Source organism: Clostridium grantii DSM 8605 (genome assembly GCF_900129965.1).
GTDB classification, from domain to species: domain Bacteria; phylum Bacillota; class Clostridia; order Clostridiales; family Clostridiaceae; genus Clostridium_AF; species Clostridium_AF grantii.
The window spans coordinates 139091-151119 of sequence record NZ_FQXM01000010.1; the positions used below are offsets into that span (position 1 = coordinate 139091).

The 12029-nt window shown below is 28.4% G+C and carries 13 protein-coding genes and 1 riboswitch; of the genes, 8 read left to right on the forward strand and 5 right to left on the reverse strand.

Going from position 1 to position 12029, the window contains the following annotated elements; all coding sequences use genetic code 11:
* The first annotated feature begins 101 nt into the window (after positions 1-101).
* Positions 102-587, forward strand: coding sequence for a rhodanese-like domain-containing protein (locus BUB83_RS10580; protein WP_242950663.1), 486 nt, complete (start codon positions 102-104; stop codon positions 585-587).
* Between the two features lie 570 nt (positions 588-1157).
* Here the strand turns inward: BUB83_RS10580 and BUB83_RS10590 are convergent.
* On the reverse strand, positions 1158-1562 hold the full coding sequence (locus BUB83_RS10590) for a hypothetical protein (protein ID WP_073338436.1): 405 nt from the start codon (positions 1560-1562) through the stop codon (positions 1158-1160).
* A gap of 215 nt (positions 1563-1777) precedes the next feature.
* Here BUB83_RS10590 and BUB83_RS22710 point away from each other — a divergent pair, with 215 nt between their 5' ends.
* Positions 1778-1912, forward strand: coding sequence for a hypothetical protein (locus BUB83_RS22710; RefSeq protein ID WP_278336925.1), 135 nt, complete (start codon positions 1778-1780; stop codon positions 1910-1912).
* On the opposite strand, the gene BUB83_RS10600 is transcribed toward BUB83_RS22710, so the two are convergent.
* Genes BUB83_RS10600 through BUB83_RS10610 form a run of 3 tightly spaced genes read right to left on the reverse strand, consistent with a single transcriptional unit; the run spans position 1909 to position 4195 of the window.
* The gene (locus tag BUB83_RS10600) at positions 1909-3465 is read right to left on the reverse strand and encodes a DUF4153 domain-containing protein (RefSeq protein WP_073338438.1); all 1557 of its coding nucleotides are present in this window, start codon (positions 3463-3465) and stop codon (positions 1909-1911) included. The genes BUB83_RS22710 and BUB83_RS10600 overlap by 4 nt on opposite strands.
* Positions 3466-3486: 21 nt before the next feature.
* Entirely contained in the window at positions 3487-3693 is a 207-nt protein-coding gene (locus BUB83_RS10605) for a helix-turn-helix domain-containing protein (RefSeq protein ID WP_073338439.1), read from the reverse strand.
* 13 nt (positions 3694-3706) lie between these two features.
* Positions 3707-4195, reverse strand: a complete 489-nt coding sequence (locus tag BUB83_RS10610) for a DUF2975 domain-containing protein (protein WP_073338440.1) — start codon at positions 4193-4195, stop codon at positions 3707-3709.
* Positions 4196-4483: 288 nt separating this feature from the next.
* Here BUB83_RS10610 and BUB83_RS10615 point away from each other — a divergent pair, with 288 nt between their 5' ends.
* From BUB83_RS10615 to BUB83_RS10640, 6 genes are all read left to right on the forward strand, one after another.
* Positions 4484-5101 (forward strand): nitroreductase family protein, encoded by a 618-nt coding sequence (locus BUB83_RS10615; RefSeq protein WP_073338441.1) that lies wholly within the window; start codon positions 4484-4486, stop codon positions 5099-5101.
* A 139-nt stretch (positions 5102-5240) separates the two neighbouring features.
* Positions 5241-5999, forward strand: a complete 759-nt coding sequence (locus BUB83_RS10620) for an alpha/beta hydrolase (RefSeq protein WP_073338442.1) — start codon at positions 5241-5243, stop codon at positions 5997-5999.
* Between the two features lie 76 nt (positions 6000-6075).
* A riboswitch (SAM riboswitch) is annotated at positions 6076-6187 on the forward strand.
* A gap of 95 nt (positions 6188-6282) precedes the next feature.
* The gene (locus BUB83_RS10625; RefSeq protein ID WP_073338443.1) at positions 6283-7560 is read left to right on the forward strand and encodes an O-acetylhomoserine aminocarboxypropyltransferase/cysteine synthase family protein; all 1278 of its coding nucleotides are present in this window, start codon (positions 6283-6285) and stop codon (positions 7558-7560) included.
* 17 nt (positions 7561-7577) lie between these two features.
* Positions 7578-8495, forward strand: a complete 918-nt coding sequence (metA, locus tag BUB83_RS10630; protein ID WP_073338444.1) for a homoserine O-acetyltransferase MetA — start codon at positions 7578-7580, stop codon at positions 8493-8495.
* Positions 8496-8608: 113 nt separating this feature from the next.
* Positions 8609-9085, forward strand: coding sequence for a methylated-DNA--[protein]-cysteine S-methyltransferase (locus BUB83_RS10635; protein ID WP_073338445.1), 477 nt, complete (start codon positions 8609-8611; stop codon positions 9083-9085).
* Positions 9078-10535, forward strand: coding sequence for an aminoacyl-histidine dipeptidase (locus BUB83_RS10640; RefSeq protein WP_073338446.1), 1458 nt, complete (start codon positions 9078-9080; stop codon positions 10533-10535). Before BUB83_RS10635 ends, BUB83_RS10640 begins: the two co-directional genes overlap by 8 nt.
* Positions 10536-10830: 295 nt before the next feature.
* Here the strand turns inward: BUB83_RS10640 and BUB83_RS10645 are convergent, their stop codons facing one another.
* Positions 10831-11514 carry a DUF554 domain-containing protein gene (locus BUB83_RS10645; protein ID WP_073338447.1) on the reverse strand — a complete coding sequence of 228 codons (684 nt, stop codon included), beginning with the start codon at positions 11512-11514 and terminating at the stop codon, positions 10831-10833.
* Positions 11515-12029: the final 515 nt, after the last annotated feature.

A 12029-nucleotide genomic window follows, 5' to 3' on the forward strand; every position in this document is an offset into this window, starting at 1 on the left:
AGGCATTAGCCTCTCTTTTTTTTATTTAAAACATAATATAATTTTTGCATATGGGTATACTAAAATTGAATTTACTTTAAGAAGAAAGGAAGATGAAACATATGAAAAAATTAAAGAACATAGGAATCGTATCACTAGTATGCATAATGGTTATGCAATTGCTAGCAGTATCAATTTTTGCCCTTCCACAAGAGGATGTGGATATAGAAAAGGGAAAAGAAAAACAAAAGATTGAAAATAGAGAAGAGGAAAAGGGAAGAGAGAAAAAAAGAAACGATGGATGTAAAAAAATATCTCCATTAGAAGCAAAAGATATGTTAGAAAAGGATGATAAAATAATTCTTCTTGATGTGAGAACTGTTGAAGAATATGCAGAAAAACATATTCCTAAGAGTGTTAATTTACCAATTGATCAATTAGAAGCAAAAGCTACAGAAATACTACCAGATAAAGAAGCGACTATAATAGTTTACTGCAAATTAGGAAAAAGAAGTAGAAAAGCTGTTGGAATGTTATGCAAAATGGGTTATAAGAATGTGTACAATTTAGGTGGCATTGAAGATTGGCCTTATGAAATGGAAAAATAAATTTAACATAAGAAAAACAAAGGTTTCCGAGAAATCGGAAACTTTTTGCTTTGAAAAATTTAATAAAATACTGAAAAAATAGTATAGGGAAGGATATTTTCTAATAAGTTTTGTAGGGCGCGGTTTCCACGCCGCCCCGTTTTCTGGTGAAGTCTTTATTTTTAATCTTTACGTTTATAATTAAGTAACAATAAACTAAAAACTAATTGAATAATAAGTAGTACAAAAGAGGTTATAAATATTATAATCATTTTTCCAGTCCATATTTGGCTATACTCCGTTGAAATATCAGAAAGAACTCCTTGAAACATAACTCCATTACATAAACCTAGTATAACAAAAACACTTGTAATTAAATCAAAATAGCTTGATTTAAATTTAATAATTTTAAGGTTATTGTTTCTCCTAAGATTAATATAGTCTTTGGTAACTTTGATAGTGTTTATAAGAATAATTGCTCCAAGGAAATAATGGACATTAAATTGGAAGTAATAATAAAACATAAGTTCTTCAAACATATTATAATCTATTTTAATCACACCCTTTTATGTTTTTATATGTAGGGATATGCTAGTTTCTAATCACAACAATCCCATAAACCAACTGTATAATACTAATAACTAAAAATTCCACACTAACAAGATAAACATCAAGAATCATCATTTGAAGAATAATGCTTATAAGTAATACCCCACCCATAGTAATCCCTAAAATACAAGAAGTACTAGTATTTTTTATGAAAGTACTTATTCCAGCGATGAAATTACCTAAACCGAAAATCAAAATTGCAATAATTCCTGGTATAAACCAATTAGTAAAAAGAACTTTATCAAGCCATTCTTCAGGGAATTCTGGCGGAAAACTTCCAACTAATCCATTAGGGGAGGATACCATGGAAATACCTACTATAATAGCTGCAACAGCTATCAATAATTCAAATATTCCATATAAATTTATAAACCATTTCTTTTTCATTTTTTCACTTCCTAATATAATTTTTTGATGCAAGTAACACAGATGAAAGTATAAGTGGAATAAATAATATTCCTAACCAAATATAAGCTCCAATCAATCCATAGTTATGGTATTCACCATTTAGAAAAAATACTTTGTACAAGATTAAATCTAAAAATATAAAATTTATAAAAAACAGCAATATCATTAAGATATAAGGAGAGAGCAATATTTGTTTGAAATTGTTATTTACAACTTTATATTGTAATAATGTTGATATACAAATAATAATGAATGTAATTAATGCTATGATTATTCCGCCTGTAATGGAAGTAGCAGCTTTGATAAGAAACATATTAATTTCTCCTTAATTCTTAATTCTTAATTGTTTTATCTCATTTTTTCTAATATTAAACTCATACCAATGGGTATCAGAGTTAACATAATCAAGTGTTCTATCTATATATCTATCAACACTATCACTAATATTAGTATATTTATTAGATTTATCCTTTAAAGAAGATATTTCCTCAAATGCATCAGCAGAAAGACTCATATTATAGGATATATCAAGTTTTCCAGTAGCGTTGTAGCGTTGAATATTCTTTTTAGCGATAAATCCATCTACATTAAAGAAATTAATTATTGTATACATAACTAATAAAGATACCAAAGTGCATTTTGAGATGGATAATTTTTCACCAATAATACTTACCAGAGCAATTACTAGCAGTATAAATATTGTTATAATTGTATAATGTACATAAAATCTTAAATAAGTAAATCCATAATAATTTTCATATAAGGAAAGCTTAAAATGAGATGAATAAAGCATATTAATAGTAAATAACACAATTAAGCATAATAAAATTTTAGATATTTTTTTTGCTTTGTTATTTTTGTATTCAATATATTTAGTTGTGAAATATACAATTGATAAATTTATTAAGGTGACTAATAAAAGTTGAAAAAATCCTGTTCGTGCATAACTAGCATAGGTTATACCTGTGGGAAGGGATTTGCCACTAGTATATAGATAGCTAGATTGAATTAATGTAAACAGCAAGTAAACAAAACTTAAGGATATTAATAAAACTAATATAACAGAAGAATTAATAGTTGTTTTCTCGGATTTGTTCATTATCAATCTTTGTATAGGGTAATTAAAACTCCATATAAAACCAAAGGTAATTATAAAAATCAGGAAAATAATTAATATATGCCCGAAATTAAAATCAAAATTAAAATTTGAAAATAGGTGGGTAATATAGTAATTTACAATTAAATCTGAGGAAGATAATAAAAATAAAACAATAAATAAAACTGGTATGGTAACTAGTATTCCTAGTAATATGTCCTTATTAATAGACTTTAATTTATTTTTAGAAGTAAATAGTTCCTTCAAAAATGAGAAAGGTTTAAACATATTTTCAATGGTTAAAGGAAAAATCCTTTTAAAGAAATCCTGGAGAAAATTTAATTTATACCATTCTAAAGAATTATAAACAATCAATAAAAAACTAAAAGTAAATAAAACAGGCACTATAACAATATTTATAGATCTTAAAATGATATTGTTATGAATAGTATAGCTGAAGGATACTAATAAAGAAGGTATTAATAAAAACCAACCCATGCTTTTTCTGAATTTAATATTTTCTTTATTCACTACATAAAAGCAAACTAAAAGAACAACCCAGTAAATGAAAAATGAGATACCTATATTTTTTTCTACAAAAAATCTATCAAAAATTAAAGCTGACAAAAAAGTTACAATAATACTCCATATTTTTAAACTAAGGGGTTTATTATTATCTATTGATTTTAATTCACTAGTTCTTTCTCTAGTCAATGTATGATATTCTAACCATTTATTATCTGATTTTGTTAAATCAATTTTATTAATATAATTTTCACCTTTCATAAAATCACCTCATTTATTTTTTTAATCTTTTTCGTATTCTAAAATGTCTCCAGGCTGACAATCTAATTCTCTACATATTGCCTCCAGTGTTGAAAATCTTATTGCTTTAGCTTTTCCAGTCTTTAGCACAGATAAATTTGCATTTGTAATCCCAACTTTTTCAGCTAAAGTGGAAAGTGAAATCTTTCGTTTTGCCATCATGACATCTAAATTAACAATAATAGCCATAGTATTCCTCCGTTTATATAGTTAAATCATTTTCCTCTTTTACTTGAACCGCTTGTTGAAATACTTTAGAAAGTATCAATATAAAGCAACCTGCAAAGAAAAATATTAAAGCTTCAAAATCAGTATGAATGCCTGTAAAATCATAGCTTATGATATCGAAATCTTTATATTGTTTGTTACAAAAGAAATTTATTATGTAACTTGTGGTTATAATAAAACAGCATACTGAAATTCTTTCTAAACTACGTACATTATCAGAAACAAAAGGAGTTACTTTTATTAAGGTACCAACTATTTTTCTAAGATAGTACAAAATAGCTAGAGAAGAAATTCCTCCAATTACAAATAGGCTATAGGTTATTGTTAAGCTTAAATTTATGTGACCAGTATCTAAAATAAATTTAACAAAAGTTATAACCCATAAAATCAATCCTCCAACCATTAATAGATCAAGTAAAATTCTTAAAACTGATGATAGTGACATTTGGCCATAGTATTTCATGAAAAATCCTCCCAAAGAATGGTTTTTTAGTAAATCATATTAAAGTAATAATACAATATTTAATCTTGAAAAGCAATATAAAATTATTAAATATTAATAAAAAATTATTGATAAACAATAAAAATAAGTTTATTTATTTGGATAATAATAAGATAAAAAGTATTGATAAAAAGTATTGATAAAAATGTTAAAGAGTAGTATCATATAATTAACAACAATTATTAAGTAATAACAATTAAGCATAACAAATTATAAATATAAAAATAGATTGATAAGGGTGGTAATTAAATGAATACATTAAAAGAACTTTATAATGAAAGAAGATCCGTTAATTTTTTCGATAAAAATAAAAAAGTTGATGATAAAGTATTACAAGATATAGTTAATTTAGCAGTATTAGCTCCTTCGGCTTTTAATCTTCAACCATGGGAAATTATTGCTGTTAAATCAGATGAGGCAAAACAAAGATTATTGCCTCTAGCAATGAATCAACCTAAGGTAGTAGAAGCACCAGTAACATTAATTGTTTTGGGAGATAGAAATGGATATTCAAAAGAAAATGTTATGTGGGATGAAATAGCATCTATGATGAAGGATGATAAAAAATTAGAAGCAACTCAAGGTTTTGCAGCTATGCTTTACGGTACCAGTGAAGAAAGAAAAATAAAGTTTGCAGAAAGTAATGCAGGATTGCTAGCTATGTCACTTATGTATGCTGCAAAGTATTATGGGGTAGAATCTCATGCTATGAGTGGAATAGATTTTGAAGGAATAAAGAAAGAATTCAATATAGATGGTGAAAAAGAAGTTGTAATGCTTATTACACTAGGATATTTTGATGAAGTACAATCATTGTACCCTAGAAGCAAGAGAAAATTATATGATGAAATAGTTAAAGAAGTATAAAAATAGGCCCTTGAGAAATCAAGGGCTTTATTAATTTTATGAAAGCAAGGGAAAAATTATTTTGCTTAAATTGAAAACAAATCATATAAGGAGTATGATATTAATAATAAATTATATATGAGCTAAAGGAGAATTTAACATGAAAAAATGGAGTAAAAAAAAGAAAATATTATTAGGCTTATTAGTAATATTTTTAGCAATAAGTGGATATGTAGCAAATTATCTTAGTTTTTCTTATAAGGCAGATGAACAAGCACTTCAAGCTATGGTAACAGACACTAAAGTCATTGTAGAAAATTTAGATGATAGAATAGTTTTAAAACCTATTGACGAAGATATAAAAGCGGGATTTATTTTTTATCCAGGAGGGCAAGTTGAACCTGAAAGTCATGCTTATACAGGATATGAAATTGCTAAGAATGGATATATGGTTGTTATACCTAAAATGCCATTTAATCTTGCTATTTTTGGAATTAACCGTTCAAATGAAATAATGAATGATTTTCCAGAGATAGATAAATGGTATCAAGGAGGATTTTCTTTGGGTGGGGCTATGTCTTGTGTATATGCAAAAGAAAATTTTGCAAAACTACAAGGGCTAATATTATATGCGGGTTATACTACAGAAAAATACGATCTTTCGCAAACAGATATAAAAGTGAAATCTATTTCAGCAGAATTAGATGGGTTAGCAACTAAAGAGAAAATAAATGAAGGAAAGAAATATATGCCATCGGATACTATTTATGTTGAAATAAAAGGGGGAGATCATACTCAATTTGGAGTTTATGGTGATGGACAGGTTCAAAAGGGAGATAATCCTGCGGAGATTACAAGAGAAGAACAACAAAAAATAATGATAGAAGAAACATTAGAATTTTTAGAGAGTGAATCTTAATAAAGAGTATAATATTTCAAATATAGCTTGAATTTTTAAGTGAAAGGATGTAAAATATCTTTAATTTAATAAAAAATTCTTATCAAGAGTGGTGGAGGGACGAGCCCGTTGAAACCCAGCAACAGCTAATTATCATATATAATTAGAATTGTGCTAAATCTTGCAGGATAAAACCTGAGGGATAAGGAGAGGTAATTATGAAATACTAAAAGTATATTCTACCACTTCTTAATTTAAAGAGGTGGTTTTTATTATAGTAAACAAATAAAAAGGGGGCTTTTTTTTGCAAAAAGAATTTAGAAAAGGGACTATATGTATACAAGGTAATTACAATCCTAAATCAGGGGAACCAAGGGTACTGCCTATTTATCAAAGCACAACCTATAAATACTCTGATCCAGATGAAGTAGCGGAGCTATTTGATTTAAAAAGAGAGGGTCACATGTATTCTAGGATAAGTAATCCGACAGTTGGAGCTTTAGAAGACAAAGTAAATTTACTAGAAGGTGGAGTAGGGGCGCTAGCGGTTTCATCAGGTCAATCTGCATCTCTTGTAACATTTCTAAATATTTGCCAAAGTGGGGAGCATATAGTGGCAGCTTCAACAATTTATGGAGGTACCACTAACTTATTAGCAGCTACATTAAAAAAATTAGGTTTAGAAGTAACTTTTGTAGATCCAGATGCTAGTGAAGATGAAATTATAAGCAAATTTAAAGACAATACTAGAGCTTTATTTGGAGAAACTATAGGAAATCCAGGATTAAATGTGTTGGATTTTGAGAAATTTGCTAAAGTTGCAGAAGCTATGGAAGTACCTTTTATAGTTGACAATACCTTAGCTACTCCATATTTATGTAACCCATTAAAACATGGAGCAAATATAGTTGTTCATTCTGCAACAAAATATATTGATGGCCATGCTACAAGTATTGGTGGGATTATTGTTGATGGAGGTAATTTTAATTGGGATAACGGTAAATATCCAGAATTAACTGAACCAGATGAAAGTTATCATGGAGTTAAGTATGTTGAAACTTTTGGTAAAGCCGCTTATATAACTAAAGCTAGAGTTCAACTACTAAGGGATTTAGGATGTTGTTTAAGTCCATTTAATGCTTTTATTATGCATACAGGTCTTGAAACTTTACACTTAAGAATGGAAAGACATAGTGAAAATGCTTTAAAGTTAGCTGAATTTTTAGAGAATCACCCTAAGGTAAATTGGGTAAGCTATCCTAAACTAGAAAGCCATAAAAGCAAAGAATTAAGTGATAAATACTTACCAATTGGAGCTAGTGGAATAATGACTTTTGGAATAAAAGGTGGGTTAGAAGCTTCTAAAACGTTCACTAGAAGCTTAAAAATAGCAGCACTAGTAGTTCATTTAGGTGATGCTAGAACTTCAGTACTTCATCCAGCTAGTACAACTCACAGACAATTAAGTGAAGAAGCGCAAAAGGCGTCAGGAGTACTTCCTGATATGATGAGGGTTTCCGTTGGTATAGAAGATATAAGAGATTTAATAGAGGATTTTGATCAAGCATTAAATAATTGCTAGAAGGGAAGGAGTAGTATATGTCTATAGTCGTACCTGAAAATTTGCCAGCAGTAGATATATTAAAAGAAGAAAATATATTTGTTATGACTGATGAAAGAGCAACACATCAAGATATAAGGCCACTTAGAATTCTTATTTTAAACCTTATGCCTACAAAAATAAATACTGAAACTCAATTAGTAAGATTAATAGGGAATACTGCTTTGCAAGTTGAAATGGTATTGCTTAATACTAAGACTCATGAGAGTACTAATACCTCTTATGAACATTTAAACGCTTTTTACAAAACCTTTGATGAAATAAAACATGAGAAATTTGATGGAATGATAATAACGGGAGCACCAGTAGAAAAAATGGATTTTGAAGAAGTGGACTATTGGGAAGAATTAAAAGAAATTATGGAATATTCAAAACATAATGTAACTTCAACTCTTCATATTTGTTGGGGAGCTCAAGCAGGACTTTATTATCACTATGGTATAGGAAAGCATATGCTAGATAAAAAAATGTTTGGAGTATTCACTCACAAAGTAAATAATAAAAAATGTGAGTTGATGAGAGGGTTCGATGATTTTTTTAATGCGCCACATTCAAGACATACAGGTGTTGATAGAAAAGATATTTTAAATCATCCTGATGTGGAGCTTATAGCTGAATCTAAAGAAGCTGGAGTTTATATAGCTATGTCAGAAGAGGGAAGACAAATATTTGTTACTGGACATTCAGAATACGATGCAGATACTTTAAAATTAGAATATGACAGAGATATAAATAACGGACATTTAATAGAAGTACCAGTAAATTATTTTGAAGATGATGACCCAACCAAAGAGCCTATGGTTACTTGGAGAAGCGGTGCAAATCTTTTGTTTTCTAATTGGTTAAATTACTATGTTTATCAAAAGACACCGTATAACTTAATGGAAATTAAATAGTTGAGAAAAGGACACTTAAAAGAGTGTCCTTTTCTATTCCTATTTTCAGCTAAGATGGTATAATATACATAGAGTTACCACAAGTAAATATTTAGGATATGGAGTGATTTTTTTTGATTTATACGAGTATATATAATTCTAAAATAGGATTTTTGAAGATACAAGCAAATGATATAGGTATAATTTCAATAGAATTTATGGAAAGTTTAACTGATGAGAGTTATGAAATTTTAAATGAAGTAGCCATTATAAAACAATGCATTAAAGAGATTGAAGAATATTTTGAAGGAAAAAGAAAATCTTTTGATGTAAATATAATAATGGAAGGTACTGATTTTCAAAAGAAAGTTTGGAAAGAGCTTATGAATATTCCTTATGGAGAAACTTGTAGTTACAAAGATATAGCTGTTAGAATAGGGAGTCCTAAAGCTAGTAGAGCTGTTGGAGGGGCAAATAATAAAAACAAAATACCCATAATAATTCCTTGCCATAGAGTGGTAGGGGCTAAGGGAAGTCTTGTAGGTTATGCTGGGGGAATTAATAAGAAAATAATATTATTAGACAATGAGAGGAATGGTTTGCATGAATAGAATTTTATCAAATTTAAAGCCTAAAGAAGTATTTCATTATTTTGAAGAAATAAGTGAAATACCAAGAGGATCAGGAAATGAACAGGAAATATCAAATTATCTTGTTCAATTTGCAAAAAATAATAATTTAGAATATTTTCAGGATGAATTTTTAAATGTAATAATAAAAAAACCAGGAACAAATGGATATGAAAATTCACCTATTGTTATATTACAGGGACATATGGATATAGTTTGTGAAAAAAGTGAAGAAATATATCATGACTTTTTAAAGGACCCATTAAAATTAAGAATCAATGAAGATTTTGTTAAAGCTACAGGAACAACACTTGGAGCAGATAACGGAATAGCTGTAGCTTATGCACTGGCTATATTAGCAAGTAAGGATATTCAACACCCACCTATAGAGGTTTTAATAACTACAGAAGAAGAAACAGGAATGGGTGGAGCAGCAAATCTAGATGGAAACATGTTAGAGGGTAAGATTTTAATAAATATAGATTCAGAAGAAGAAGGAGAATTACTTACTAGTTGCGCTGGAGGAGTTAGAAGTAAAGTTAAACTTCCTATAAACTGGGTGGAATTACAAAGTGAATATAAATTTGTAATGCTTAAAATAAAAGGTTTAAAAGGCGGCCATTCAGGAATGGAGATTGTCAAAGGTAGAGGAGTAGCATCAAAATTGATTGGCAGAGTACTTTTTGATATAGCAAAAGATATCGAATTTTATTTATCAAGTATTAAAGCTGGAGCCAAAATGAACGCCATACCAAGAAATGCAGAAGCAACTTTATTAATAAGTGATATAGAAGTTAAAAAACTATCAGAATTAGTTGATAAGTGGAATGAAATTTTTAAGAATGAATTAAAAGGGATAGATGATGACGTATTGTTAGAAATGAATATTTTAGAGGAAAAATCAAAAAAGGTTTTTTCTAAAAAAACTAGAAATAGGGTAATAAATATTCTGACTACAATGCCTCAAGGAGTTCAAACTATGAGCAATGATATATGCGGATTGGTACAAAGTTCAACTAATTTAGGCGTAGTTTCAACTGAAGAGGATTGTGTTATGTTTGAAAGTGCAGTAAGAAGTTCTATAGGATCACTAAAAGATGAAATTACAAATAGAATTAAAGTAGTTGCAAAAGTGAATCAAGCAAAACAAACATTAGTATCATCATATCCAGAGTGGCAATATAAAAAAGATTCTTATATAAGAGATTTATTTGGTAGTGTTTATGAAAAAATGTATGGCGATAAACCTAAGATAACTGCAATCCATGCAGGGTTAGAGTGTGGTTTATTAAAAGAAAAACTAGGAGACATTGATATGATTTCTTTTGGACCAAATATGTTTGATGTTCATACGCCAGAGGAAAGACTTAGTATTTCTTCTACGGAAAGAACTTGGAAATATCTTTTGAAGGTGCTTAAGGAAATAAAGTAATGGGATTTGAATTAGTTTAGTGGTAATTGATACTTGAGAAAAAAGACGAACTACCTCGTAGGGGGCGGTTTCCACGCCGCCCCGCTATGCCTATAAATTACATATATAATATTGATAAAAAATATAAAATACAGAAAGTAGTATACTATTTTCATTACGATTTTACTGTAATTGTAATTTTATTGGGAAACAGCAGGCGGGCATGGAAACCTGCCCCTACAAATAGTTACTTCGCTTTTTAACCTCATTGTGAACATAAAAACCAACTATATTATAATATAGTTGGTTCAAAATTTTAAAATAATAAACTAATCATATAATAAATAAGTGGGATGAATACTGAAGGAAGTAGATTCCCTACTTTTATTTTTTTTATTTCAAGCATATTTAGACCTAGAGCAATAATTAAAAGACCGCCCACAGCAGACATGTCTGTTATTACGGAAGGTACTAGGAACTCTTTGATTAAAGAAGCAGATAATGTTATTAGTCCTTGATATAAGAGAACAGGAACAGCGGAGAGCATAACTCCTAAACCCAATGTTGAAGAAAAAACTATAGAGCTTACACCATCTAAAACAGATTTTGCGAATAAAGTCTCATGATTATTATTTAACCCACTTTCAAGGGATCCAACAATAGCCATAGATCCAATACAAAAAAGTAAACTTGCAGTAACAAATCCCTCAGCAATGGTATTTCCTTTTCTAGCAAATTTTTTTTCTAAGTAATTACCTAACTTCTCAAGATTTTCTTCTATTTTAAGAAATTCGCCTATTATAGCCCCAAGTAATAAGGAGATAATTATTAAAAGGATATTTTCAGCTTTTATTGCATTTAAAATACCAACTAGAAGTACAGATAAAGCTATGGCTTTACCCATTGTTTCATTAAATCTATCAGGTATGCCACCTCTGAAAAATAATCCTAAAATGCTTCCTAAAATTATAGCAAAAAAATTAACTACTGTGCCCAACATAGTAAAACACCCCCTGTATAAACAATAGAGTAATTATAGTATAAATATACATTTATATCAATTGAAATAAAAATGTAAGTACAATTAACTAAATATTTAGAAAATTCAAAAAACATATAGATTTTATAATATATTTATGTTATAATAAAAACAAGAAAAGAAATAACTTTTCCACAAATTCTAATTCAAAAAATGTTTTACAAAAAGTAAAAAGTAAAAGTAAAAAGTAAAAAGTAAAAAGTAAAAAGTAAAAAGTAAAAAGTAAAAAGTAAAAAGTAAAAAGTAAAAAGTAAAAAGTATACTCAAATTTTCCATTGTAAATGTTTTAAGAATTAAGAATTAAGAATTAAGAATTAAGAATTAAGAATTAAGAATTAAGAATTAAGAATTAAGAATTAAGCTTTTAAGCAAGTCGGTTTTAAAGAGTTAAGGATTTAGATATTTTTATAAGATTTAAAGAGGAATTAATGCTTTAGGATTTGTAGTAAATTTGTGGTAAAGCTAGTAAGAAAGGA